20 protein-coding genes, 2 tRNA genes and 1 CRISPR repeat array are annotated in these 25925 nt (G+C 34.7%); of the genes, 11 read left to right on the top strand and 11 right to left on the bottom strand.

What is annotated here, in order from left to right; all coding sequences use genetic code 11:
* Nucleotides 1-9 precede the first annotated feature (9 nt).
* The gene (gene accC / locus I5M32_RS02635; RefSeq protein WP_200584627.1) at nt 10-1497 is read right to left on the bottom strand and encodes an acetyl-CoA carboxylase biotin carboxylase subunit; all 1488 of its coding nucleotides are present in this window, start codon (nt 1495-1497) and stop codon (nt 10-12) included.
* 162 nt (nt 1498-1659) lie between these two features.
* On the opposite strand from accC, the gene I5M32_RS02630 reads away from it, so the two are divergent.
* Nucleotides 1660-2931 (top strand): GAF domain-containing sensor histidine kinase, encoded by a 1272-nt coding sequence (locus tag I5M32_RS02630; protein WP_200584626.1) that lies wholly within the window; start codon nt 1660-1662, stop codon nt 2929-2931.
* On the opposite strand, the gene I5M32_RS02625 is transcribed toward I5M32_RS02630, so the two are convergent.
* Nucleotides 2928-3944, bottom strand: coding sequence for a threonine aldolase family protein (locus tag I5M32_RS02625; protein ID WP_200584625.1), 1017 nt, complete (start codon nt 3942-3944; stop codon nt 2928-2930). The two genes, I5M32_RS02630 and I5M32_RS02625, sit on opposite strands and share 4 nt — an antisense overlap.
* A gap of 176 nt (nt 3945-4120) precedes the next feature.
* Here I5M32_RS02625 and I5M32_RS02620 point away from each other — a divergent pair, with 176 nt between their 5' ends.
* From I5M32_RS02620 to cas2, 7 genes are all read left to right on the top strand, one after another.
* Entirely contained in the window at nt 4121-4963 is an 843-nt protein-coding gene (locus I5M32_RS02620; protein ID WP_200584624.1) for a transglutaminase-like domain-containing protein, read from the top strand.
* A gap of 165 nt (nt 4964-5128) precedes the next feature.
* Nucleotides 5129-5204: transfer RNA gene (locus tag I5M32_RS02615), tRNA-Lys, on the top strand.
* Between the two features lie 52 nt (nt 5205-5256).
* Nucleotides 5257-5332: transfer RNA gene (locus tag I5M32_RS02610), tRNA-Lys, on the top strand.
* Nucleotides 5333-6049: 717 nt separating this feature from the next.
* A complete protein-coding gene (cas9, locus tag I5M32_RS02605) occupies nt 6050-10270 on the top strand; it encodes a type II CRISPR RNA-guided endonuclease Cas9 (protein WP_200584623.1) in 4221 nt (1406 codons plus the stop codon).
* A 186-nt stretch (nt 10271-10456) separates the two neighbouring features.
* Nucleotides 10457-11314: an HIRAN domain-containing protein gene (locus tag I5M32_RS02600; RefSeq protein WP_200584622.1), complete on the top strand. Its 858-nt coding sequence runs from the start codon at nt 10457-10459 to the stop codon at nt 11312-11314.
* Nucleotides 11315-11368: 54 nt separating this feature from the next.
* Nucleotides 11369-12397, top strand: coding sequence for a type II CRISPR-associated endonuclease Cas1 (gene cas1 / locus I5M32_RS02595; protein ID WP_200584621.1), 1029 nt, complete (start codon nt 11369-11371; stop codon nt 12395-12397).
* Between the two features lie 3 nt (nt 12398-12400).
* Nucleotides 12401-12730 (top strand): CRISPR-associated endonuclease Cas2, encoded by a 330-nt coding sequence (gene cas2, locus I5M32_RS02590; RefSeq protein WP_200584620.1) that lies wholly within the window; start codon nt 12401-12403, stop codon nt 12728-12730.
* A gap of 112 nt (nt 12731-12842) precedes the next feature.
* A CRISPR array of direct repeats spans nt 12843-18118; the repeat unit is 46 nt; unit sequence GTTGTTGTAAATATCAGTAGTTCAAAGAATGAAAGCAAATCACAAC.
* 172 nt (nt 18119-18290) lie between these two features.
* Here the strand turns inward: cas2 and I5M32_RS02585 are convergent.
* From I5M32_RS02585 to I5M32_RS02550, 8 genes are all read right to left on the bottom strand, one after another.
* Nucleotides 18291-18491, bottom strand: coding sequence for a hypothetical protein (locus I5M32_RS02585; RefSeq protein WP_200584619.1), 201 nt, complete (start codon nt 18489-18491; stop codon nt 18291-18293).
* A gap of 187 nt (nt 18492-18678) precedes the next feature.
* The gene (locus tag I5M32_RS02580; protein ID WP_200584618.1) at nt 18679-18936 is read right to left on the bottom strand and encodes a Txe/YoeB family addiction module toxin; all 258 of its coding nucleotides are present in this window, start codon (nt 18934-18936) and stop codon (nt 18679-18681) included.
* Nucleotides 18927-19124 carry a DUF2683 family protein gene (locus I5M32_RS02575; RefSeq protein WP_200584617.1) on the bottom strand — a complete coding sequence of 66 codons (198 nt, stop codon included), beginning with the start codon at nt 19122-19124 and terminating at the stop codon, nt 18927-18929. The genes I5M32_RS02580 and I5M32_RS02575 overlap by 10 nt, the downstream gene beginning before the upstream one ends.
* A 49-nt stretch (nt 19125-19173) precedes the next feature.
* Nucleotides 19174-19596 (bottom strand): hypothetical protein, encoded by a 423-nt coding sequence (locus I5M32_RS02570; protein WP_200584616.1) that lies wholly within the window; start codon nt 19594-19596, stop codon nt 19174-19176.
* Between the two features lie 119 nt (nt 19597-19715).
* Nucleotides 19716-21662 (bottom strand): heavy metal translocating P-type ATPase, encoded by a 1947-nt coding sequence (locus tag I5M32_RS02565; protein ID WP_200584615.1) that lies wholly within the window; start codon nt 21660-21662, stop codon nt 19716-19718.
* A 2-nt stretch (nt 21663-21664) separates the two neighbouring features.
* Nucleotides 21665-21841 carry a hypothetical protein gene (locus I5M32_RS02560; RefSeq protein WP_200584614.1) on the bottom strand — a complete coding sequence of 59 codons (177 nt, stop codon included), beginning with the start codon at nt 21839-21841 and terminating at the stop codon, nt 21665-21667.
* Nucleotides 21842-21847: 6 nt separating this feature from the next.
* Entirely contained in the window at nt 21848-22306 is a 459-nt protein-coding gene (locus tag I5M32_RS02555; protein ID WP_200584613.1) for a DsrE family protein, read from the bottom strand.
* A 40-nt stretch (nt 22307-22346) separates the two neighbouring features.
* Nucleotides 22347-22886, bottom strand: a complete 540-nt coding sequence (locus tag I5M32_RS02550; RefSeq protein ID WP_200584612.1) for a TlpA family protein disulfide reductase — start codon at nt 22884-22886, stop codon at nt 22347-22349.
* Nucleotides 22887-23129: 243 nt separating this feature from the next.
* On the opposite strand from I5M32_RS02550, the gene I5M32_RS02545 reads away from it, so the two are divergent.
* Together I5M32_RS02545 and I5M32_RS02540 are read left to right on the top strand one after the other, a co-directional pair.
* Entirely contained in the window at nt 23130-23390 is a 261-nt protein-coding gene (locus tag I5M32_RS02545) for a hypothetical protein (protein WP_200584611.1), read from the top strand.
* Nucleotides 23391-23480: 90 nt separating this feature from the next.
* Nucleotides 23481-23789, top strand: coding sequence for an FtsB family cell division protein (locus I5M32_RS02540; protein ID WP_200584610.1), 309 nt, complete (start codon nt 23481-23483; stop codon nt 23787-23789).
* A gap of 5 nt (nt 23790-23794) precedes the next feature.
* Here I5M32_RS02540 and I5M32_RS02535 read toward each other — a convergent pair whose 3' ends face one another.
* Complete coding sequence (locus tag I5M32_RS02535) at nt 23795-24451, bottom strand: protein-L-isoaspartate(D-aspartate) O-methyltransferase (RefSeq protein ID WP_200584609.1); 657 nt, start codon at nt 24449-24451, stop codon at nt 23795-23797.
* 96 nt (nt 24452-24547) lie between these two features.
* Between I5M32_RS02535 and I5M32_RS02530 the strand changes: the two genes are divergently transcribed.
* Nucleotides 24548-25915 carry a sugar transferase gene (locus I5M32_RS02530; RefSeq protein WP_200584608.1) on the top strand — a complete coding sequence of 456 codons (1368 nt, stop codon included), beginning with the start codon at nt 24548-24550 and terminating at the stop codon, nt 25913-25915.
* Nucleotides 25916-25925 lie beyond the last annotated feature (10 nt).

Here is a 25925-nt window from a genome sequence, read left to right as displayed (position 1 = left end):
ATGGTGATTTTATGAATAAGTTTTTCTGTTTTGTTGCCAAGCAGAATTTGTTGGTTCAACTTTATTTTTAAGCGTTTTGTTTTCTTTTTTGGATAATAATTGAGTGGCCAAAATTGCCGCTATTTCGGCTTCTTCTTTATCTTGGGCGTTCAAAAGCTCGGGTTTAAAGTATTTGCCCACAAAATGGGTGTCAAAATTACCAGAGGTAAAAGCTGGATGCTGCATCACAAATTTCCCAAAGCCCAATGTGGTCTCTATCCCGGTAATCTCGTACTCGTCGATTGCCCTTATCATCCTTTCTATGGCTTCTTCCCTATCTTTGCCGTAAGTGATCAACTTTGCGATCATGGGGTCGTAATAGATCGGGATTTCCATACCTTGTTCAAAACCATCATCAACCCGCACCCCGTTTCCTTTTGGGGTAATGTAGGTTTGCAGTGTACCAATATCTGGTAAAAAATTATTCTTTGGGTCTTCTGCATAAACCCTTAGCTCAATGGCATGGCCGTTTATTTTCAAGTCTTCTTGTTTAAAGCCAATGGCCTCTCCCCTAGCAATTTTAATTTGTTCTTTTACCAAATCTATACCCGTAATCAATTCGCTAACGGGATGCTCTACCTGTAGCCTGGTATTCATCTCCAAGAAGAAAAAATCAAGGTTTTCATCTAAAATAAACTCTACCGTACCCGCACCGGTATAATTTACAGAACGGGCAACATCAACGGCGCATTTACCCATTTTTTCTCTAATTTCTTGGGTTAAAACAGATGATGGGGCTTCTTCGATTACTTTTTGATGACGACGTTGCACAGAACATTCCCGCTCGAAAAGGTGGACGATATTACCATGGTTATCGCCCAAAACCTGAATTTCTATATGCCTTGGCGAGGTAACGTATCTTTCTATAAAAACTGCTCCATCGCCAAAGGCAGAAACAGCCTCTGAAACGGCCATATCCATTTGTTCTTCAAAATCGGCTGCTTTTTCTACAATACGCATTCCTTTGCCCCCACCACCGGCCGCAGCTTTTATCAATATGGGGAAACCTACTTCAACGGCTCTTTTTTTTGCATCGGCAATATCAGATATGGCTTCTTCTGTACCGGGGACCATGGGGATATTATATTTTAATGCCGCCGCTTTCGCCGATAATTTATTGCCCATGACCTCCATTGCTTCTGGTGATGGGCCAATCAAGATTAATCCGGCTTTTTTAACCTGTTTGGCAAACTCGGCGTTCTCTGATAAAAAACCGTAGCCGGGATGAATGCCCTTTGCGCCCGTTTGCTTACAAGCGGCAACAATTTTATCGATAACCAAATAAGACTGATTGGAAGCTGCAGCACCAATAAAAACAGCTTCATCCGCATAACGGACATGTAAGGCATTCCTATCGGCCTCAGAAAACACGGCAACGGTTTTAATGCCCATTTCTTTGGCACTACGCATGATCCTTAAAGCTATTTCCCCACGGTTGGCAATTAAAATCTTATCCATCAGTACAAAAGTAAAAGAATAATTGAGAGGTAATTTTAAAACTGTTGCTAATTTGTTCTTTTATGCCACAATGTTTACGGTTATTAAAAGATTCCATCAAAATATTTGATATATTGCATCTTAATTAACAATAAGAGCCGCAAACAAATTGTTAAATTTTTTATGACCTTATCAACACAAGAATACAGATTACGTTTAAAAGAAATTTACAAGCTTAGCTCTATTCTAATCAATAATGTAGAGCAAGAAAACTCTTTAAAAGATATCTTAGAATCAACCTGTTCTCTTTTGAACTTAGAAACCGGGAATATCTGTATCATTGATGGTGAAAAAATAACCTATTATGAACATTTTTGCCAAATTGATGATGGTATAGTTAAAAATACCACGGTAAATTTAAAAGACACATTTTGCGATATAGCCATAAAAGCAAACAAGCTAATTGCGATCAATGATCTTTCTGACTCGGCATATAAAAACCATAAAGGCAGATTAAAAAACAATATTAACTGCTATATAGGTTTACCCATCCATTTTAACGAAGGTGGTAAAGGAGCCATTAATTTTTCATCATCAGTAGCCAAAAAAACAGAATTTTCTGCCGCAGATATAGATTTGGTAAACTATTTGGGGCAATGGGTTAGTCAGTATTTAGATAGAAAATCATTTAAAAAAAGCTTAAAGAATAAAAACCTTCAATTAGAACAATTAAACCAAGAATTAGAAAAGAAAAACGAGGATCTAGAACAAATCATGAAAGAAAAGAACCAATTATTACAAATATTGGTACATGATCTTAAATCGCCGTTGAGCAATATCAAAATGCTTTCTTATCTTTTCCAGGAGTTTGTAACCAATGATGAAAGTGAAGAACTGATTGGCATCTTTAACAAAAGCCTAGATTATGTTTTCCATTTGATAGAGCAAATGGAAACTTTGAACAGTGTAGAGAATTTCCCGCTTAATGCTTACGCAGAGCAATTTAACCTCAATAGTTTTTTAACGGAAACAGTAAAATCTTTCAACTCTGTTGCAGAAGCCAAAGGCATTAAACTGATTTACAATTCTAAGGTTAAAGAAAACACCATTAGTACCGATATGAATTTTCTGAAAAGGATTTCACATAACGTAATATCTAATGCCATCAAATTTAGCCCTTTTAACAAAAAGGTAACCGTTGATCTAGAATTGGTTAAAAACAATTTTGTGATAAAAGTGATCGATGAAGGCCCTGGGATTACGGCAGCAGACCAAGAAAAACTTTTTGATAAGTTTAACAAGCTTAAAAACAAACCAACCAATAGCGAAAGCTCTTCTGGCCTAGGTTTATTTATCGTTAAAGAATTGCTTAAGAATTTAAAAGGCGATATTAAGGTAAAGAGCAAGGTTGATGTTGGCAGTACGTTTACGATAACGCTCCCAAAAAGTATTTAAAGGCTTTTTAAAACAGCAATAGTTTGCATAATCTGTTCTTGATCAACATCTAAATGGGTTACAAACCTAATGGTTTGCACACCAAATGTGCCACACAAGATCCCATTTCCTTTTAATTCGATAAGCAAATGTTCCGCATCTTTTAGCTCGTTCAATTCAAAGATAACGATGTTGGTTTGTACCGGTAAAACCTGTTTCACAAAAGGTAAGCTTAACAAGCACTCTTCTAGCAGTTTTGCATGGCGATGGTCTATTGCCAACCTTTCTACATGATGATCTAATGCGAAGATCCCTGCTGCAGCCAAAAAACCTGCTTGTCGCATCCCTCCGCCCAAAACTTTTCTTATCCGCCTGGCATATTTGATGGTTTCATTGCTCCCCAATAAAACGGAACCTACCGGTGCGCCTAAACCTTTGGATAAGCAAACGGAAATCCCATCAAAATATTTACCATAGTCTTTTGCAGCATCTTTGGTGTATGCTAAGGCATTAAATATCCTAGCACCATCCAAATGCAACTTCAGGTTTTTAAGCTTGCATAAGTTATAGATTGGCGCAATATCTCTTAAAAAATAACAACTCCCGCCACCACGGTTAACCGTATTCTCTAAAACCACCAAACTGGTATGCGGATGATGTACGTTCCCAACCGGGTTGATTTCCTTTTCAATCATTTCTGCGGTGATTATCCCCCTATCGCCATTTAATAACCTAACAGAGGCCGCAGAATTAAACATGATCCCTCCGCCTTCATACCTATAAACATGTGCGGTTTGATCGGCTATAACCTCATCTAAAGGCTGGGTAAAACATTTTATGGCAATTTGGTTACTCATGGTGCCAGAGGGGCAAAACAAACCAGCTTCCATACCAAACAGAGCTGCCGTTTTTTCTTCCAAGGTCTTTACCGTTCCGTCTTCGCCAAAAACATCATCACCAACTTTTGCGCTCATCATGGCAGTTAGCATGGGTTTGGTGGGCTTGGTTACGGTATCACTTCTAAAATCTATCATATTCTTATTAAAAAACCAAAATCTAAAACAATGTTCTAAATCCCGACCCGCAAATTAATCGATTTAAAACAGCAAAAGAAATTTTTATATCCCATTAAACCATACTGATCTAATGATACATTTGCAGGTTGGGTGGGGAACGATGTTTGTAGATAACAATCTGATTAATGAATCTTATGGAATTTGAAGTAAAAGCAAAATTAAAATATAAAGTAAAGTCTGATAGCAGCATTATTTTGAGCATCCATGCCTCGGATAAATATCAAAAGATCGTAGATGAAACATTGATCATCTCCCCAAAAATAGTTGCCACTGAAATGGAATCGGCCTGGGAAGGTAACCGATTGATCAGTTTAGCGGTAAAGCCTGCAGAAAATTTATCCATCACCTACAAAGCTATAGTGAACAATAGTTTTAAGATCAAAGAGATTAGAAATGTTAGAGAGGCTGATATCGCCAAATTACCCAGTGATGTTTTGCCATATTTATATCCCAGCAGGTATTGCCAATCTGATAAATTGTACCGTTTGGCCAACAATATGTTTGGCTACAAAAAGAACGATTTTGAAAAAGTACAAGCCCTTACGTATTGGATTTATCTAAACGTAGAATACCTTAGCGGCTCCACAGATTCAGAGACATCTGCTTATGATACCGTTACAGAGCAGGCGGGGGTTTGCAGGGATTTTGCCCACCTGGGGATTGCATTGTGCAGGGCCTTAACCATCCCGGCAAGGTATTTCACGGGCTATGCTTATTTATTACAACCCCAAGATTTTCACGCTTGCTTTGAGGCTTACATCAATGGCCAATGGCTTTTATTTGATGCTACTAAATTAGTTCCGTTAAACGGGATGATAAAGATAGCTACAGGTAGGGATGCGGCAGACGCGGCGGTAGCAAATATTTTTGGCGATGTAGATTTTGTATCTAGTGCAGTTTCATGCGATTTGGTAGATCAAAGTTTAGAGCCATTTTACGCCGACCATGAACAGAATTTTGCCATTAGTTATACATAAAACCATGGTGTTTTACCTAAGTTAATGGGATATAAAATTTATTTAGGTTGAGTTTAAGACGCTTAACCTATTAGAAGTTAAAAAAACGGAAAAACTATTTGCAGGGTTAAACAGAAACTCTATCTTTGCACAACTTTACAAAAACAACCGTTTTGTTAAGGTAATGATTCCGTAGCTCAGCTGGTAGAGCATTACACTTTTAATGTAGTGGTCCTGGGTTCGAATCCCAGCGGGATCACCAGTATTTTTAGAAGCCTCAGCAATTGAGGCTTTTTTTATCTTTTCAAATTACCGATTCCGTAGCTCAGCTGGTAGAGCATTACACTTTTAATGTAGTGGTCCTGGGTTCGAATCCCAGCGGGATCACCAATGAAACTAAAATGAGGCTGTCTCAAAAAGACAGTCTTTTTTTTGGAATATTTTTAGCCTGTAAATTTTTTAGGTTTTTGTATGTAATTATTCTTAAAACTTCAAATGAGGGATTGACGCTTCCAAGTCCTGTAACATGCCTAGCAACTGGTTAGGCAATCAAATAGGCCAGTTTTAAACCATTTATATTCTCTTTTTTTCTTTGTAAAAAATCTCTGAACCATATTTATTAGTACTCTTCTTTTTTAAGGAGTTTATTCTGACTGATAGAACCACCTTAAGATGTGCCCTTAACTTAACATTCTCTTTTTAGTGATAATAACTAAAAAAATATACTTCTTTTTTAAATTATCAAGATAATAAATAGCTCTTAAAGTTATGGAAGTCAAACTTCTTTCACAAACATCATCAAATAAATTTACTATATCCTTTAAGGTATTTTTTATGAGCCACAACAGCTAAAATATTGAAATTATAGTCTTTTAAAAAGCTGATGATAAAAAGCAGACTCCCCATGGAAAACAGCCCTTATCAAAATTTTTAAAACGAAAAAAGGCGAGTTGCCCCGCCTTAAATGTTTTCACAACGGAATAATCCTTATTGTGATTTGCTTTCGAAAATAAAGATAGAAAATAAATTTAAAAACCAAATATGGGAAACCGTAAAATTAATTACATTTTTATTTTTAGTTTTAAAGAAATGTAATTGCATACAAATATGAAAAAAATCCTAGGACTTGATTTGGGTACTACTTCCATTGGTTGGGCATTTGTAAATGAAGCTGAAACAGAATTTGAAGTTTCTTCTATTGAGAAAATAGGTGCCAGGATAATACAATATGAAAACTTTTCAAAAGTTGACAAAAACGGAAAAGTTACTGAATCTAAAAATCCTGAATCTGACTTTTCTTCTGGGAAAGGGCTGTCACCAAATGCAGACAGAACTTTAAAAAGAAGTGCCAGACGAAATTTACAACGCTATAAACTAAGAAGAGAGAATCTTATTCAAATCTTAAAAGAGCATCATCTATTGAATTCTGATTCCATTTTAGCCGAAGACGGTAAAAACACTACCCACGAAACATATGCTCTAAGAGCAAAAGCTGCCACTGAGGAAATTTCAAAAGAAGAGTTCTGTCGTGTTTTATTGATGATAAATAAAAAAAGAGGTTATAAAAGCAGTAGAAAAATCAATAATAAAGATGAGAATGACGGACAAGCAATTGATGGAATGACCGTGGCTAAACAATTATATGAAGAAAACATTACCCCGGGTGAGTATGCTTTTAAGCTTTTAAAAAATGGGAAGAAAGATATACCAGATTTCTATCGTTCAGATTTGCAAAGTGAGCTGGATAAAATTTGGGAGTTTCAAAAGCAGTTTTATCCTGAAATATTAACTGAAGACCTAAAAAAAGCGATAACTGGACAAGGTAAAGAGGGTACACGGAAGCGTTTTTTAGCAATTGCAAAAACTTATACCGCAGAGGCCAAAGGAACAAGAGAAGACAAAAAATCACAAGCTTATCAATGGAGATGTGAGGGATTAACCAAACAACTTTCAATAGAAGAAGTGGCTTTTGTGATTACAGAAATCAATAGTAACATCAATAGTTCTAGTGGGTATTTGGGGGCAATTAGCGACAGAAGCAAGGAACTTTATTTCAACAAGCAAACTGTTGGCGAATATCTTTATCAACAACTTCAAAAAAGCCAGCACAATAAGCTCAAAAATCAGGTTTTTTACCGTCAGGATTATTTAGATGAATTTGAAACCATTTGGGAAAAGCAAGCTCAATTTCATCAAGAATTAACACCTGAATTAAAAGTCGAAATCAGAGATGTAGTAATCTTTTATCAGCGTAAGCTAAAATCACAAAAAGGTTTAGTGAGTTTATGCGAATTTGAAAACAAAATTATTGAAGTAGAATCAGAAGGACTAAGAAAACAAAAAAAGATAGGGTTAAAAGTTGCACCTAAATCCTCTCCCCTTTTTCAGGAGTTTAAAATTTGGCAAAACCTTAACAACTTAAAAATAAAAAATAAATTATCTGGAGAAATTCGACTTTTTGATAGCGATTCTAAGCAATTGCTATTTAATGAACTAAACATTAAAGGCAATCTGTCTAAGGATAGCTGTCTTGAGATTTTAGGATACAAACCAAGGGATTATGAACTTAACTTTAGTACACTAGAAGGTAACAGAACAAATCAAGCTCTTTATAAAGCTTATTTTAAAATGATGGAGTTAGAAGGGCATGATGAAATAGAATGGTTAAATATGTCTTCTAAAGAAATAAAAGACACCATTTCATCTTTTTTTCAATCTCAAAATATCAGCACTAAAATTTTGTACTTCAATGCTGAATTAGATGGAAAGGGCTTTGAAAAACAAGAATCTTATCAACTGTGGCACCTCTTGTATTCTTATGTTGAAGACGATTCTTTTTCGGGCAATGAACTACTCTATAAATTACTAGAATATAAATTTGGCTTCAAAAATGAGTTTGCCAAAGTATTGGCTAATGTTACTTTTCAGGCAGATTACGGCAATTTAAGTGCTAAGGCAATCAGAAATATATATCCGTTTATTAAAGAACTCCACTACGATAAAGCCTGTTTAGCCGCAAAATATAGACATTCGGCATCATCTTTAACAAAAGAGGAAATTGAAAATAAAATTCTTAAAGACAAACTAGAACTGTTACCAAAAAACAGTTTAAGAAATCCGGTTGTGGAAAAAATCCTTAATCAGATGGTAAATGTGGTAAATGCAATTATTGCGGAACCATCATTAGGGAAACCCGATGAAATTAGGATAGAATTAGCGAGAGAGTTAAAGAAAAATGCAAAGGAGCGTGAGGAAATGACCTCAAATATCAATAGTGCAAAATTAAAACACGATAAAATAAGAGAAATTTTAGTTACTGAATTCAACGTTCCAAACCCTACTCGTAATGATATTATCCGATACAAACTTTACGAAGAGTTGAAATTTAACGGCTACAAGGATTTATATACTAACGAGTACGTTCAGAAAAATCAGATTTTCTCGAAATTGTATGATGTTGACCATATTATACCCCAGTCAAGATTATTTGATGATAGTTTTTCAAATAAAGTTTTAGTCCCACGTTTAGTGAATTTAGATAAAGGAAATAAAACTGCCGCTGATTATATCCTTGATAAATATGGCGAAGAAAAATTACTGGAATTTACTGCAAGAATAGAAATGCTTCATCAAGAAAATTATAAAAATAATGAAGAAGGAATAAGTAAGGCCAAGCTTAAAAAGCTAAAACTTAAAGGCTCAGAAATAGGAGAAGGTTTTATTGATAGAGATTTAAGGGATAGCCAATATATCGCAAAGAAAGCGAGATATATGCTTCAAGAAATTTGTAAAACCGTAACGCCTACAACTGGCAGTATTACCGACAGATTGCGTGAAGATTGGGACTTGATAAATGTGATGCAGGAATTAAATTTCAGTAAATACAAATCTTTAGGTCTTACGGAAATGGTTGAAAAGAAAGATGGCAGTTTTAAAGAAAGAATAATCGACTGGACCAAAAGAAATGACCACAGGCATCATGCCATGGATGCTTTAACCATTGCCTTTACCAAGCATAGCCACATTCAATTTTTGAATAATTTGAATGCAAGGTATCAGGAAAATAAAATCTCAAATGATATTAAAGGAATAGAAGAAAAAGAAACCGTTATTATTAAAGATGATGAAGGTAATAAACAAAGAAAATTCAAATGCCCTTTAAATAATTTTAGAGAAGAAGCTAAAAAACATTTGGAAAATGTTCTGATTTCTCAAAAGGCTAAAAACAAAGTCGTTACTAAAAATAAGAACAAAACAAAATCGGCAAAAGGCGAACAGAGTAAAACTGAATTGACACCAAGGGGGCAGCTCCATAAAGAAACAGTTTATTCAAAATACAAAATTTACAAAAGCAAAGAAGAAAAAATATCAGCCAAATTTGACGAACAGACCATAAATATGGTTGGTAATCCTAAAGAAAAGGAAGCTCTATTAAAAAGATTAAGAGAGTATGATGGTGACCCCAAAAAGGCCTTTACCGGAAAAAATAGTCCTACCAAAAACCCAATATACCTTGATGCTGAAAAGACTGTTGAATTACCAGAAAAAGTTAAATTAACTTGGCTTGAAGATGATTTTAGTATCAGGAAAGATATTACGCCAGAGAATTTTAAAGATTTAAAGAGTATAGAAAAAGTTGTTGATGAAGGAATAAAAAGAATTTTGATCCATCGGTTAGAAGCTTTTAACAGTAATCCTAAAGAAGCTTTTTCTAATCTGGATAAAAATCCAATTTGGTTAAATGAAGCAAAAGGAATCAGCATTAAAAAAACTAAAATTAGTGGTGTAAAAAATGCAGAAGCTCTACACCACAAAATTGACCATTTAGGAAACCTGGTTTTAGACGATGATGGTAAAACAGTACCCTCAGACTATGTGAGTACGGGCAACAATCATCATGTGGCAATTTATAAAGATAAAAATGGAGATTTACAGGAAAAAGTAGTTTCTTTTTATGAGGCGGTGGAAAGGGTAAATCAGAAATTGCCGATTATTGACAAAAGCTTTAATCAAGATTTAGGATGGCAATTTTTATTTAGCATGAAACAGAATGAATATTTTGTCTTTACATCAGAAAATTTCGATCCTAATGAATATGATTTATTGAACCCAGATAATAATAATCGAATTAGTCCAAATTTATTTAGGGTTCAAAAAATCGCCACCAAAAACTATATGTTTAGGCATCACTTGGAAACTAATGTGGATACCAATAAAATACTGTCAGGACATTCTTACTTTCACTATCAAAGTACAAATTTGCTTAAAAACATAATAAAAGTAAGAATTAACCATATTGGTCAAATAGTAAAAATTGGAGAATATTAAAAGTACTTATGAAAGTAAAAATTCAATCTTTCATAAAATGGAGAACCAAGAAATCGAACATTTTTAGTTTGGCTATCTCCAACAGAGTCATCAGAAGCTTAAAATATTGATGGTGGCTTTTTATGTTAAAGAAGACAAAGTAGATGTGGAATATCTTGAAAATACAAATCCAAAAAAAAACATAACATGAACCGTTCCCTCTTCATCAAAAACATCATCGGGGCATTTGGGGTCTCTGTTTTGCCTTTGCATCTGGTAAAAAATTATCAGAAGATTTATATTTTGCAATGCTTTGTGAGGGGTTTTAGATTTTATAAAGGAGAAAAGCTATTGAAGGCGATGAAGGTTGGCGATATGTTAGAATTGGTAAGAGAGCCAGAAAACCAATATGATGAGTTTGCCATAGCACTGCATTTTAACGAAGAAAAAATCGGTTTTGTACCGATGGAATCTAACGAAATATTGAGTAGGTTATTAGATTCTGGTGCAGTAGAACTACAAGCAGAGATCACACATATCGAGAAAAAAGCCGAAACTTGGGAAAATGTGCACATTGCCATATCTTTATTGAAAGAGAGCAAAACGCCGATCAAAACCAATGCCGCATACCTTACCCAATTGGTAACTCCAGAATACTTTTCGATAAAATACAGTGATGATAACCACATCAGCCGTGTTTATTATGAAGATGACAGTGATTTTTTTACTGCGGATGATTTTTACCGAGACATGGTTGAAAACAGCAGCAATAACGGCGTTTATGATTTGCTGCACCATCATCTTACACCCGAAATATTGGATAACGCAATAGAGAACGGCGCATTTATCACCAAAAAACAAAACCTGCCCGCTAAATGGATCGATGATAAATTGATAAAACCCATTGAAAACAGCATCCTAGAATTAGAAGAGTATTTTAATGAAGATGGGGTAATTGCCTTGGATGTAGAACGTTTAGCAAAAATACCTGATCATATTTCTGATTTTGTGAGCATTATAGATAAAAAAGGTAATAGATTTATAGAGGTTATCTTTAAAAACTGATGAAAAAAATGTGTAAATCTTAGAACTTGTTTAATCCCCATAAAAAAACCATCTATGATCAAGCGTACGTTATACATCAGCAATCCGGCCTACCTCAACTTAAAAAACCAACAATTACAGATAGACCTTCCCCATCTGAAATCTTTAGGCGAAGATGGTTTGAAAAAGATAGCCATTGAGGATATTGGAGTAATTGTGTTAGACCATCAGCAAATTACCATTACCCACGGTTGTATGGCGGCTCTGCTAAGCAATAACGTTGCACTGATCACTTGCGATAAAAGCCATCTGCCAGTTGGTTTATTGTTGCCAATGGATGGCCATCATACACAAAGTGAAAGGTTTCGGCATCAAATCGATGCTTCCCAGCCTTTAAAGAAACAATTATGGCAACAGACGGTACAATATAAAATCCTAAATCAGGCAGCGGTTTTGTTTGAGCGGGGTATAGCTTGCGATAATATGCTGCATTGGGCAAGATCCGTGAAAAGTGGGGATCCAGACAATTATGAAGGTAGGGCGGCGGCTTATTATTGGAAAAATGTTTTTCCGAAGAAAATAGATTTTTTTAGGGGCAGAGAAGGCGACCCACCTAATAATCTATTAAACTATGGTTATGCAATTTTAAGGGCAATTGTGGCAAGGGCTTTAGTCTCATCTGGCTTGCTGCCAACCTTGGGCATCCACCATCGCAATAAATATAATGCCTACTGTTTGGCAGATGATATAATGGAGCCTTACCGACCTTTTGTAGATCAAATTGTTTTGAGAATTATTGATAATGGAGAAAATTTCTTAGAGTTGGGCCAAAACATTAAAGCACAATTATTAGGAATTGCCAGTATTGATGTTTGTTTTGAAAAAGGAACGAGTCCTTTGATGGTTGGTTTACAGTACACCACCGCATCGTTAGCGAAGTGTTACCAAGGCACCATCCGGAAAATCAATTATCCACTTATAAAAGACTTTGACGCTAAGAAAATAAAGAATTACAATGAACAGCAGAATAAATTAAGCATAGCCGCCGAAGAACAGGGAATTTACAAAACAGATGATGCGGATGAAGAAAATCTGCCATTTTAAATTATGCGTTTAAACCAATACCGTATTTTGTGGATACTAGTATTTTTCGACCTCCCAACAGAAACTAAAAAAGAAAGGCAAATTGCCTCTAAATTTAGGAAGAGCATATTGCAGGATGGCTTCTCCATGTTTCAATTTTCTATCTATTTAAGGCATTGTAGTAGCCGGGAAAATGCAGATGTTCATATTAAAAGGGTAAAAAACATTTTACCGGCAAAAGGGCACATTGGCATCATGACCATTACTGACAAACAATTTGGAATGATGGAGCTTTTCCACGGGAAAACAGAAAAGACATTGCCAAGCACCCCCCAACAGCTAGAACTTTTTTGATAGGATTAGAAAATTGATTAGAATTTTAATCGAAGAGCAATAAACCCTTCGATTTTTTTAATTCTAATTTTCAATTTAAACTACTGATATTCAAAATTTTGAACCGAGGTATGTTGTTGTAAATATCAGTAGTTCAAAGAATGAAAGCAAATCACAACCCATAATTGCGGTGCGTGGCTTTGCCTCATGTTGTTGTAAATATCAGTAGTTCAAAGAATGAAAGCAAATCACAACAGCCGAAACAAAAAGCCGATAGCTATTCACGTTGTTGTAAATATCAGTAGTTCAAAGAATGAAAGCAAATCACAACATCATCATCGTATTTATAGAACATTTAATCGTTGTTGTAAATATCAGTAGTTCAAAGAATGAAAGCAAATCACAACTATTACACAGAACACCTATATAAAGAAATGGTTGTTGTAAATATCAGTAGTTCAAAGAATGAAAGCAAATCACAACGCTCCGCTATCTTGGGCTTTCAAACCTATTGTTGTTGTAAATATCAGTAGTTCAAAGAATGAAAGCAAATCACAACTTATTTAATTAAGTTTTTTATAAATTCTCTGTTGTTGTAAATATCAGTAGTTCAAAGAATGAAAGCAAATCACAACATTAATGCGCTAGGGTCATCGTCATATTGCGTTGTTGTAAATATCAGTAGTTCAAAGAATGAAAGCAAATCACAACAGCGCTAGCTCTCTCTTTTTATCATTGCTTGTTGTTGTAAATATCAGTAGTTCAAAGAATGAAAGCAAATCACAACATTTGTAAAGTATGCTCTAAACCATCAATTGTTGTTGTAAATATCAGTAGTTCAAAGAATGAAAGCAAATCACAACAATCAGTAAGTTATGCAAGAGCAAGACATAGTTGTTGTAAATATCAGTAGTTCAAAGAATGAAAGCAAATCACAACTTAAGCAAGGTGGAATCTTACAAAAAATATGTTGTTGTAAATATCAGTAGTTCAAAGAATGAAAGCAAATCACAACTAACTCATTACATTTGTTGGGGTGTTCTTGGTTGTTGTAAATATCAGTAGTTCAAAGAATGAAAGCAAATCACAACATTACCCTGTAAAATTGCAACGTGGGATTGTTGTTGTAAATATCAGTAGTTCAAAGAATGAAAGCAAATCACAACTAAATATATAAATCAATGGCAACAACAAAAGTTGTTGTAAATATCAGTAGTTCAAAGAATGAAAGCAAATCACAACATTAGTTAAAAAAGCAGTTTAACATGAAAAGTTGTTGTAAATATCAGTAGTTCAAAGAATGAAAGCAAATCACAACCAAGAATTTAATATCCGCCAAAGCTTCTTGTTGTTGTAAATATCAGTAGTTCAAAGAATGAAAGCAAATCACAACCGCAGGTATTACAGGGGAAGTATTTATATCAGTTGTTGTAAATATCAGTAGTTCAAAGAATGAAAGCAAATCACAACAATCAGAAAACCCATTTAAAATTGGTTCTAGTTGTTGTAAATATCAGTAGTTCAAAGAATGAAAGCAAATCACAACATCTGGAACTAAGGAATACAAACCATTTGAGTTGTTGTAAATATCAGTAGTTCAAAGAATGAAAGCAAATCACAACTGCTCAAAGGGGATTGGAGCAAATTATATAGTTGTTGTAAATATCAGTAGTTCAAAGAATGAAAGCAAATCACAACTGTGCATGATGGCGGCGAAACTTCAAAATGGTTGTTGTAAATATCAGTAGTTCAAAGAATGAAAGCAAATCACAACTATGCCAAGTTAATTCATTTTTCAAAAAGGTTGTTGTAAATATCAGTAGTTCAAAGAATGAAAGCAAATCACAACTTTTAGTTTGTTTTATAGTTTAACTGCTATGTTGTTGTAAATATCAGTAGTTCAAAGAATGAAAGCAAATCACAACTGAGCGCATTAGCATTATTAGGCAAAGATTGTTGTTGTAAATATCAGTAGTTCAAAGAATGAAAGCAAATCACAACACTCAAAGCTTTGGATAAGAACATGGAATTGTTGTTGTAAATATCAGTAGTTCAAAGAATGAAAGCAAATCACAACCGGTGATTCTGGATCCTAAAGCTTTTATTGGTTGTTGTAAATATCAGTAGTTCAAAGAATGAAAGCAAATCACAACTAGGCGAAGCAATGGCGGAGAATGGTTTGTGTTGTTGTAAATATCAGTAGTTCAAAGAATGAAAGCAAATCACAACACCTAATAGTTCTTCTTTACTTCTATTATGTTGTTGTAAATATCAGTAGTTCAAAGAATGAAAGCAAATCACAACCCTATGATTTAACAGGTGGTGGGAAAGCGTGTTGTTGTAAATATCAGTAGTTCAAAGAATGAAAGCAAATCACAACACAGGGCAATAAATTTAACAAGAAATAATGTTGTTGTAAATATCAGTAGTTCAAAGAATGAAAGCAAATCACAACCCAAACCCTGTTAAGACTTGCTAGCGGAACGTTGTTGTAAATATCAGTAGTTCAAAGAATGAAAGCAAATCACAACTTGAAAAGTAAAAGTATATGATAAACGCAAGTTGTTGTAAATATCAGTAGTTCAAAGAATGAAAGCAAATCACAACTTCCTGTACCTACTGATGAAACCAATAAATGTTGTTGTAAATATCAGTAGTTCAAAGAATGAAAGCAAATCACAACATCACACCGGCTTTAGGTTCACTCAACCAAGTTGTTGTAAATATCAGTAGTTCAAAGAATGAAAGCAAATCACAACTTGATCAAGCAATAAAGCAGGTTAAGAGTTGTTGTTGTAAATATCAGTAGTTCAAAGAATGAAAGCAAATCACAACTTATCATCGGTATTTTTTTGGTTAACTATTGTTGTTGTAAATATCAGTAGTTCAAAGAATGAAAGCAAATCACAACAAATTGCTGCCGCTGCCGCAAAAGGGGATAGTTGTTGTAAATATCAGTAGTTCAAAGAATGAAAGCAAATCACAACCCCTATTCTTGCGGTAAATTGCCTAGCTATGTTGTTGTAAATATCAGTAGTTCAAAGAATGAAAGCAAATCACAACTATCATTAACGGATGGCGGTACGCACATTGTTGTTGTAAATATCAGTAGTTCAAAGAATGAAAGCAAATCACAACTAGAATTTAACCTTTTGATCTCGGTATTTGTTGTTGTAAATATCAGTAGTTCAAAGAATGAAAGCAAATCACAACTCCTCAAAACACATCTGCTCTAAACATGATGTTGTTGTAAATATCAGTAGTTCAAAGAATGAAAGCAAATCACAACCTTACTTCTTTTTGATTAAAGAAGCTAAAGTTGTTGTAAATATCAGTAGTTCAAAGAATGAAAGCAAATCACAACTTCTAAAATCATTCTATGCACCGAAGATTTGTTGTTGTAAATATCAGTAGTTCAAAGAATGAAAGCAAATCACAACTAAAAAATATTAAGACTGAAGCAATACAGCGTTGTTGTAAATATCAGTAGTTCAAAGAATGAAAGCAAATCACAACCTTTGTTTAAAAAGCTTGCAAACTTTTCTGTTGTTGTAAATATCAGTAGTTCAAAGAATGAAAGCAAATCACAACTTCTGTTTATGTTCAGATTAACCGTCATTTGTTGTTGTAAATATCAGTAGTTCAAAGAATGAAAGCAAATCACAACTCATTACGATAATATATTAGTGAGCACACGGTTGTTGTAAATATCAGTAGTTCAAAGAATGAAAGCAAATCACAACTACCTGTAGCATCGGGATTACCTAAACTATGTTGTTGTAAATATCAGTAGTTCAAAGAATGAAAGCAAATCACAACTAATCATCAAAATGGTGTGGTTCTATACGGTTGTTGTAAATATCAGTAGTTCAAAGAATGAAAGCAAATCACAACCGAATGATGGTTATTTTATTGAATTACAAAGTTGTTGTAAATATCAGTAGTTCAAAGAATGAAAGCAAATCACAACTATGAGTAAGTGGAAAAACTTTAAATCTGGTTGTTGTAAATATCAGTAGTTCAAAGAATGAAAGCAAATCACAACCTTGTTACCGGAGATAAACGCTCAATTGTTGTTGTTGTAAATATCAGTAGTTCAAAGAATGAAAGCAAATCACAACAAGCGGAGCGGTGATAACAAAATTAACAGCGTTGTTGTAAATATCAGTAGTTCAAAGAATGAAAGCAAATCACAACATTCATATAACATTTATTTACCCAACAAGGTTGTTGTAAATATCAGTAGTTCAAAGAATGAAAGCAAATCACAACTTTATTTCGTCAATACTCATTAATGCGCTAGTTGTTGTAAATATCAGTAGTTCAAAGAATGAAAGCAAATCACAACAAGCGACCTATTCAACAATTGGATGAAGACGTTGTTGTAAATATCAGTAGTTCAAAGAATGAAAGCAAATCACAACTATTAATAGTTTGTAGTTTGCTAATTACTTGTTGTTGTAAATATCAGTAGTTCAAAGAATGAAAGCAAATCACAACGATCGATAAGTTCTACCATTGGTTACGTTAGTTGTTGTAAATATCAGTAGTTCAAAGAATGAAAGCAAATCACAACGTTAACATTATTAAACAGCAACGTAGCTTAGTTGTTGTAAATATCAGTAGTTCAAAGAATGAAAGCAAATCACAACAAGGGAGTGAAATAACTCTTTATAGGTTTTGTTGTTGTAAATATCAGTAGTTCAAAGAATGAAAGCAAATCACAACTATTAGACGAGATGCAAAAGCAACATGATGTTTGTTGTAAATATCAGTAGTTCAAAGAATGAAAGCAAATCACAACTATTAAAAACACATTGAGCGATGAATATGGTTGTTGTAAATATCAGTAGTTCAAAGAATGAAAGCAAATCACAACTAGGTGGTGTTTTTGGTAGATGCTTCAAAAGTTGTTGTAAATATCAGTAGTTCAAAGAATGAAAGCAAATCACAACAACTAAAGCAGGGGCTGTCAATAGATATTCGTTGTTGTAAATATCAGTAGTTCAAAGAATGAAAGCAAATCACAACTGAGTATCTGACATACAATAAGATAGCATCGTTGTTGTAAATATCAGTAGTTCAAAGAATGAAAGCAAATCACAACCCGTTAAGCAAAATACCCAGCTGTTCCGCGTTGTTGTAAATATCAGTAGTTCAAAGAATGAAAGCAAATCACAACTTGTTTGGGCAACATTGACTTCATGTACTCGTTGTTGTAAATATCAGTAGTTCAAAGAATGAAAGCAAATCACAACTCGTTTGGGTTTAAGCCGTCAACCAGCTTTGTTGTTGTAAATATCAGTAGTTCAAAGAATGAAAGCAAATCACAACAAGTAGTGAGCAAGATTTATGCTTAATCAGTTGTTGTAAATATCAGTAGTTCAAAGAATGAAAGCAAATCACAACGGTAGCTAACCATCTAAACTCTAAGGGAAATAAAACGTTTATTCGCCTCATAATTTTATCAGAACTATCTTCCATGCCTGTTATTTAAAGATGAGTTCTTTTTTACGGCCTGTTTTCCGTTATCGTATTTTGTGGCCAGCTCGCTGTAATACGCAAATATGGTTTCCATCATTTACAATGCGTTTACAACTTGTACGTCCATCCCTTTAAGGTTGGCAACCAAATGAAAATAAGATTGTGCGGCGGTAATCATTTTTTCTACGGGCGTGTCATCCATCATTTGGCTATCCATTAAAGCTAAAATAATGTGATCGGTAGTTTTACCTGCTGATAGGTTAAGTAACTCTGTTACTGTTTTTTTCTGTGTTTGCATAACTTTGAGAATTTATAAAATACCTAGGTCACTTCAAACACAGCCGGATTACGGAAGTTATACGGTACTTACAACCGCCTGCCTAGGATATTATGAATGTTTTTGTTAATTGGAATCGCTCCAACTGTGTTTGCGCTCTAAACGCGAGAATAAAAAATGAGAAATGAAAATAATTAATTGAAAACAGTTAATAATGCCCTTTTAAAGAGTTGATGTAGATTGTTTTTTCTGTAACGGTATAAACTATGCGGTGTTCGGCATTTATACGACGGCTCCATTTACCAGATAGGTTATGTTTTAAGGCTTCGGGTTTGCCTAACCCTGTAAAAGGGGTTTGCTCAATATCTTGGAGTAGCTTGGTTATTTTATTTTGTACGGTTTTATTACCAGATTTTTTCCAAAACTTTAAATCGTTTTGCGCTTGGGCGGTATATTCTATTTCCATAAATCATTTATAGGAATTTTTTTAGTGCGGCCCTGTTTAATATCTTCATCACTTTTTTTGATTTTAGCAACAAACTTTGCATTATAAGGACTTTCTTTTCCGCTAATTACAACCGCTCCCAGTTCTTTTAAAATCTGTTTAGCTAAACCTGCTTTTTTATCTGGTATCTGTATAGTTAAAGTAGTCATGCTTTTAATGTTTACACAAATATAAACAATAATTGGGTATTAAAAACGGTTAAGCTGGCAGTTCTAATTTTTCAAAAATCTCACGCACCTTAATAGGGGTAAGCGTACGGCAATAGCTCGGAATATCAATATTAGCTGTTTTCAGCCATTTTTTGAAAGTTTTAGCGGTTACACCGTACATTATGTATAGTTCTTTGTAGATGTACGCTTTAATTACCGTTTTTTCCGTTGTTTTAACGTATGTTCCTACGGTTTCGCTATAATACTCTGATTTATTGGCGCAAACCCGTTTCCATGCTTTTAGGATGTTTTCGTAGTTTGGGATGCGGTTACGGTTACTTCCCTGCTCAAACTGCTCTACGGTTTTACCAATGTTTACATAGCTAGCCATTTCCCACATTTGCGGAGGTACACGTTTTAAGCTATGGAATTTTGTTGTTGTAAATATCAGTAGTTCAAAGAATGAAAGCAAATCACAACTAGAATGCAGCGAATGGTGTAATTTATATGTTGTTGTAAATATCAGTAGTTCAAAGGATGAAAGCAAATGTAAGATTGCTTACAACACCCTTTTCTAATAAATTCAAGCTCCTAAACTTTCATCCTTTGTATCCTTACCGCATTTAAAATCGCTAGTAAGGCAACGCCAACATCTGCAATAACGGCTTCCCATAAAGTAGCAATGCCGCCGGCCCCCAATGCCAATACCAAAACTTTTACGCCCATGGCCAGCGCAATATTTTGCCAAACGATATTTTTGGTAAGCTTGCCAATTTTTATGGCCGAGATGATCTTTGAAGGCTGGTCGTTTTGGATAACCACATCTGCGGTTTCTATGGTGGCATCGCTACCCAAACCGCCCATGGCAATCCCGGCATCTGCCAAGGCAATAACAGGGGCATCATTTACGCCATCGCCTGTAAAGGCAATTCTCTTGCCTGCATCTTTTAATTCTTGTACTCTTGCCACTTTATCTTCTGGCAATAAATCGCCGTAGGCATGATCTATATTTAATAACTGGGCGACTTTTTTTACCACCCCAGCTTTATCGCCGCTTAGCATTACTGTTTTGATGCCCATTTTATGCAAATCTGCAATGGCTTGCTTTGCATCTTCTTTTATTTCATCTGCAATGATAATATAACCCGCATAAATACCATCAATGGCAATGGTAACTATACTTTCGTCGATATTCTTAATTTGTTTATCAAACGGGATACTGAATTTTTCTAGCAATTTCACGTTCCCTGCCAACACATTTTTTGAATTGATGGTGCCTTTTAAACCATATCCCGCTATTTCTTCTACAGAACTTATTTCAATTCCGCTTAAAACATCACCTGCGTATTTTGCTATGGCCAAAGCAATGGGATGCGTAGATTTACTTTCTATGGCTGAGGTAATCTTAACTAATTCTTGCTCTTCGATATTTACGGCGACCACCTTTTGAACCTCAAAAACCCCTTTTGTTAGCGTACCCGTTTTATCCATTACAATGGTATCAACTTGGGTCATCACATCTAAAAAATTGCCTCCTTTAAATAAGATCCCATGTTTAGAAGCTAAACCGATGCCGCCAAAATAACCTAGCGGGATAGATACTACCAAGGCACATGGGCAACTGATAACCAAAAAAACCAATCCACGGTAAAGCCAATCGCTAAAGATATAATGGCTCACAAAAAAGAACGGCAAAGCAACCAACAGCACCGCCAAAGCAAAAACTATGGGTGTATAAACTTTCGCAAAGCGAGATATAAACAGTTGGGTTTGAGATTTACGGGCGGTAGCGTCTTGCACCATTTCCAAGATCTTGCTCAACTTGCTATCCTTAAATTCGGCATTAACTTTAACTTCTGCTAAAGTGTTCAAGTTGATCATTCCCGCATAAACCGCAGCTCCTTTTTCTTTGCTATCTGGTTTGCTTTCGCCGGTTAATGCAGCCGTATTAAAAGTTGCTTTGTCCGAAATCAATTCACCATCTAAGGCAACTTTTTCTCCGGGTTTTATTTGGATGGTATCGCCAATTTGTACTTCAGACGGTTTAACGGTTTCTATTTTTCCGTTGCGCAAAACAGAAACCGTATCTGGCCTAATATCCAATAATGCTTTGATGCTTCTTTTGGCGTTGCTCACCGCAACATCCTGAAACCACTCTCCTATAGCGTAGAACACCATTACCGCCACACCTTCGCTATAAGAACCAATGGCAAAAGCCCCAATTGTGGCAACGCTCATCAAAAAGAACTCATTAAAAAGATCTAATCTTTTCAGTTTTCGCCATGCCAAAGCAAACACATCATAACCTGCCAACAGCAAAGCTATCCCGTAAATTATTGGATCAATGTAAGGCGTAAAACTAATGTTGAAACCAAAATACAAGACTTGCATTACCAATAAAATGGCAAACGCGGTTAATAGCGGCCAATGGCTTACCCAACTTTGGGATTCGCTGCCATGGTTATGCCCGTCATTATGGCTGTGTTTTGGCTGCTCTTGGTTTTCTGTATCACAACAATGCTGGTGGGTTTCTGACATTTTTATCCTTCTGAGTTTAAGAACCAAAGTTCTGCTTGCTTAATACCCTCTTTAATGGCTTCTGGTTTAGATAAACCTTTTTCTAACACCAGTTGATGCGCAATCTCGGTAGCCTTTTCTTGCACTTCGGGCCTTAGATCCGACAGATTTGGAGCAAACTTTTTAAATGTATTTTCCATGCTTTATTAAGGCTTAATTATTACCCAACCTTGAGAACCTCTAATAATAAGCTCTCCATTGCCACTTGGCACTATCGAAACAAAATCGAAAATGCTGTTTTCTTTTAAACCTTTTTCTATCAAAGAATTGCGGCATTGCGCCAATATAACACCTTTATCCAATAAATCTTTAAGCTGGCTTTGATAGGTGCTACCTTTTACCATCACATCTGTACCGGCAGAAAACGCAACCAATTCTATATGCAACTTTCCGTTTAAACGTGGGTCTGCCAAGGCATTTTTGATGTTTCTAAACGCTTTATCGATGATTTTAGGATCGTTGGTATCTAATTGATAAATGGCATTATAACCTGCCAGATCTGCCTTTGCGCCAGTAAAATCAGTTCTGCTTTGGGGCAATTTACTTTTTACTTTACAAGAGGTAACGGTAATTGCTATCAATAAGATGATGAGTAAATTCTTCATTTGTTAATTTTTCGCTAAACCATCAAATACGATGCCCTGCTTATTCTTTGAGCTGTTTTTCAACAAATTCCAAAAACTTTCTATTGTTAAAAGCCGCCGCACCTTCATGCTTAAAAACAATTTGTCCTTTTTTGTTGATGAGCAAAGTTGTGGGTAAAGAATGTTGGAACATTACCCCCGGGATTTCGGTTGCAGGTATAAATACCTTTAAATCATACTTCTTTCTGCTCATAAACTTTATAGATTTCTTAAAATCCGAGTCGGCATCAACCATTAAAACCACAAAATTTACATCGTTTTTAAAATGCTGGTTCATTTTATTTATAGCTGCCATTTCTGCAATACAAGGCATACACCAAGTAGCCCAAAAATTGATGAATATTACTTTTCCTTTTAGATCTTCTAAAGAAATGGTTTCTCCATCCTCACTTTTAAAAGCTACGCTGTTGTTATTGATTACCGGGTATGTTTTAGCCCCTTCAGATACAGAAGGTTGGAATAGACCTACTTCCATTAAACCCTTGATTAATATTGCCTTAGCCCCTGGTTTTATTAGTATGGGCATAATGAGTACAAACATTATGATGGTTATTCCGTTTGACCACAGAAGCCTCTTTGTTTTATCCCCTATCATGTTTAAAATGATTTTACCCAAACTTATCAATAAACAAGCAAAAAATCACAAACTAAAAAAATTTGGGTTTTAAATCCATAAAAACGCAATTTTCAAATTTATTTCACTAAAAATATTAGATTACGGCTTTGTCTTATTATTTTTGGGAAAGTTTTTGAAACATCAAAAGATTTCTAATATTAAGAATAAATGAAAAAGTCTGTAAAACCAATGATCTTTAAATTTAGTTTAACTGCGTTTGCCTTAATTTTAATGCAATCCTTAAGCTTTGCTTCAGAAAAACAACCAGATGTTTATATCAGTAGATCGCCAGTTAGTGATTTATCTGGGCCAGAATTATTGCACACCGTTTGGTTTTGGGTGTTGATCATTGTGGTTATCGCAGTTTTCGCCATCTCTTTGTTTGCAGCAGAACTATACAAAAAAAATGGGGAGCCGCATATCCTATAATCATCTTTGTGTTCTTTACAATTTCTAAATGTTTAGAAGTGAACAAAAATATGGTCGATGATTTTTTTTTATCCCTATTTTTAATACGAAATGAAAAGACTCTTTAACCTTATAAAAAACAAGTATTTCTTAGCAGGGATGGCTTTTTTGGTTTGGATGTTTTTTTTTGATAGAAACGATGTAGCTTCACAATATGATTACCGCACTAAAGTTGAGAAACTAGAAGAAGAAAAGGATTTTTATACCGCAGAAATTGCCAAGGCAGATAAAGAGCTGAAAGAATTAACCACAAACGTTAATAGCCTAGAAAAATTTGCCAGAGAAAAATATCTGATGAAAAGGGATAATGAAGATGTTTTTGTTGTGGTAGATAGCACCGAAAATATAAACAAAAACTAAATCGCTTACCAAGCCTGATCGCCCAATAATGGCACAAACCTAAAAGTGTCTAATACAATTTTATCAAAATCATTTTCGCTCACTCTTATAACGGTTACCATTTTTTGTTCTTTTTCATCTCCTACGGGAATCACTAAAACGCCCCCTATTTTTAATTGCCTCAATAATATTTGCGGAACCAAAGGCGCACCCGCCGTAACGATGATCTTATCGAAAGGGGCATGTTCTTTTATGCCTTTAGACCCATCGCCCAAAAAGAAATTGGCCTTATAGCCAATGTGGGGCAAAACCTTACTGGTTCTTTCATATAGTTTTTGCTGTCTTTCTATTGTGAAAACTTTAGCGCCAAGCTCTAGCAAAATACAAGTTTGGTAACCGCAGCCTGTACCGATCTCTAAAACTTTATCGCCTTTTTTGATATGCAACAGTTCGCTTTGGTAAGCAACGGTATAAGGGTTTGATATGGTTTGGCCTTCTCCGATCGGGAAAGCCTTATCCAAATAAGCTTGTGCCCAAAAGGTTTCATCAAAAAAATAATGCCTTTTAACACGCCCAATTGCTGCCAAAACCTCTTTACTTTCAATTCCCTTTTTTCGCAGTTCTTCCACAAGTTTTTTTCTTGCTCCCTGCTCCCTGTAATTATCAACAAACTTAAATGCCATTGCCCAAAAATATAATCTAAGATCTAATTATTAGCTTATTTCTTAGCTTTACAAAAATTAAATAAGCTAAGCCCTGATAAACAGTACCTTTTATTTATGTCAAAAAAAATTACTCTTTTATTTATTTCCTGTAACTTGCTTGGGGTAATATTTTTTTGTTATTCGCTTACATCTGCACAGATATTATTTGATCTTTCTTTCTCTACGTTGATCTTATTCTGTATCTGTTTTCTGCTTTTCTATGGTTTTTTGGGCGTTTACCATAAACCTTTAAGAAAATCGAGGTTTAAAGAGTTTAAAACTGTTTTAAACCAATCTGTTTTTATAGCCGTCATCTACCTAATATTTGTGAACATTTATTTTGGTAAAGAAATAAATAACAATTTGATAATAAACGCTCTAAAAATAGCCTTTTATCATTTTGTGATTATCTACGCTATAAGATTGATTACATTAACTATACTAAAAAGGTTACTGCAAAATAAGGTTTTAGGTTTTAAAACCATCATTATTGGTAACCATACAAAAGCGTTGCAACTCTATCAAGAAATAAATGAACAAAGAAAATCCTTGGGTTTTCAAATTTTGGGCTTTGTTTGTTTAGAGAACAAAAAAGAATTGGGCAAGATAAAAGATGGGCTAAATTTAGGTGGCCTAGCTCAAATCCAAAAAATAATTGAGACCTACCAAGTAGAAGAGGTTATTATCGCCATAGAAACCTCCCAACACCACCAGTTGAAATCTATTTTGGATGATTTAGAGCATACAGATGTTTACATCAATATCATTCCCGATATGTACGATGTGGTTTCTGGATTTGTAAAGGTAGATTATCTATTTGCCATACCTTTGATAAGCTTAAACCACGATTACATGCCCTTTTGGCAAAGAACCATCAAAAAGATCTTTGATTACGCTTTTAGCCTCTTAACCTTAATAATCTTAAGCCCTATATTTGCTATCATAGCCGTATTGATAAAATTAACCTCAGAAGGAGACATCTTGTACTCACAAGAAAGAATCGGCAAAAAAGGCATTCCTTTTAGTATCTATAAGTTCAGGACAATGTTTATAGATGCGGAAAAAAATGGTCCACAGTTATCTAATAGCAATGATGATAGGGTCACTAAACTTGGCCGGTTTTTAAGAAAGTTGAGATTAGACGAATTGCCTCAGTTTTTTAATGTTTTAAAAGGAGATATGTCTATTGTTGGCCCAAGGCCAGAAAGGGCCTTTTACATAGAAAAAATAAAGAAAATAGCACCACATTATACTTATCTACAAAAAGTATTGCCCGGGATAACCTCTTGGGGGCAGGTAAAATATGGTTATGCAGAAAACATTGATCAAATGATCAAACGCCTCACTTTTGATATTATCTATATCGAAAACAGGTCTTTGGCCTTAGATTTTAAAATCATGTTTTATACATTTATAATTATTTTTGAGGGAAGAGGAAAATAAAGTTTATTTT

The sequence above is a fragment of the Pedobacter segetis genome, from assembly GCF_016623585.1.
In the GTDB taxonomy this organism is placed as follows: Bacteria; Bacteroidota; Bacteroidia; order Sphingobacteriales; family Sphingobacteriaceae; genus Pseudopedobacter; species Pseudopedobacter segetis.
This window is presented reverse-complemented; position numbering and strand designations above follow the sequence as displayed.

Bases quoted from the DNA above. Each gene is read 5' to 3' on its own strand.
- I5M32_RS02550 (WP_200584612.1), bottom strand. From the start codon at position 22,886: ATGTTTGTACTCATTATGCCCATACTAATAAAACCAGGGGCTAAGGCA.
- I5M32_RS02545 (WP_200584611.1), top strand. From the start codon at position 23,130: ATGAAAAAGTCTGTAAAACCAATGATCTTTAAATTTAGTTTAACTGCG.
- accC (WP_200584627.1), bottom strand. From the start codon at position 1,497: ATGGATAAGATTTTAATTGCCAACCGTGGGGAAATAGCTTTAAGGATC.
- I5M32_RS02565 (WP_200584615.1), bottom strand. From the start codon at position 21,662: ATGTCAGAAACCCACCAGCATTGTTGTGATACAGAAAACCAAGAGCAG.
- I5M32_RS02530 (WP_200584608.1), top strand. From the start codon at position 24,548: ATGTCAAAAAAAATTACTCTTTTATTTATTTCCTGTAACTTGCTTGGG.
- I5M32_RS02540 (WP_200584610.1), top strand. From the start codon at position 23,481: ATGAAAAGACTCTTTAACCTTATAAAAAACAAGTATTTCTTAGCAGGG.
- I5M32_RS02580 (WP_200584618.1), bottom strand. From the start codon at position 18,936: ATGGAAATAGAATATACCGCCCAAGCGCAAAACGATTTAAAGTTTTGG.
- I5M32_RS02585 (WP_200584619.1), bottom strand. From the start codon at position 18,491: ATGCAAACACAGAAAAAAACAGTAACAGAGTTACTTAACCTATCAGCA.
- I5M32_RS02575 (WP_200584617.1), bottom strand. From the start codon at position 19,124: ATGACTACTTTAACTATACAGATACCAGATAAAAAAGCAGGTTTAGCT.
- I5M32_RS02630 (WP_200584626.1), top strand. From the start codon at position 1,660: ATGACCTTATCAACACAAGAATACAGATTACGTTTAAAAGAAATTTAC.
- cas2 (WP_200584620.1), top strand. From the start codon at position 12,401: ATGCGTTTAAACCAATACCGTATTTTGTGGATACTAGTATTTTTCGAC.
- cas1 (WP_200584621.1), top strand. From the start codon at position 11,369: ATGATCAAGCGTACGTTATACATCAGCAATCCGGCCTACCTCAACTTA.
- I5M32_RS02600 (WP_200584622.1), top strand. From the start codon at position 10,457: ATGAACCGTTCCCTCTTCATCAAAAACATCATCGGGGCATTTGGGGTC.
- I5M32_RS02535 (WP_200584609.1), bottom strand. From the start codon at position 24,451: ATGGCATTTAAGTTTGTTGATAATTACAGGGAGCAGGGAGCAAGAAAA.
- I5M32_RS02560 (WP_200584614.1), bottom strand. From the start codon at position 21,841: ATGGAAAATACATTTAAAAAGTTTGCTCCAAATCTGTCGGATCTAAGG.
- I5M32_RS02625 (WP_200584625.1), bottom strand. From the start codon at position 3,944: ATGATAGATTTTAGAAGTGATACCGTAACCAAGCCCACCAAACCCATG.
- cas9 (WP_200584623.1), top strand. From the start codon at position 6,050: ATGAAAAAAATCCTAGGACTTGATTTGGGTACTACTTCCATTGGTTGG.
- I5M32_RS02555 (WP_200584613.1), bottom strand. From the start codon at position 22,306: ATGAAGAATTTACTCATCATCTTATTGATAGCAATTACCGTTACCTCT.
- I5M32_RS02620 (WP_200584624.1), top strand. From the start codon at position 4,121: ATGGAATTTGAAGTAAAAGCAAAATTAAAATATAAAGTAAAGTCTGAT.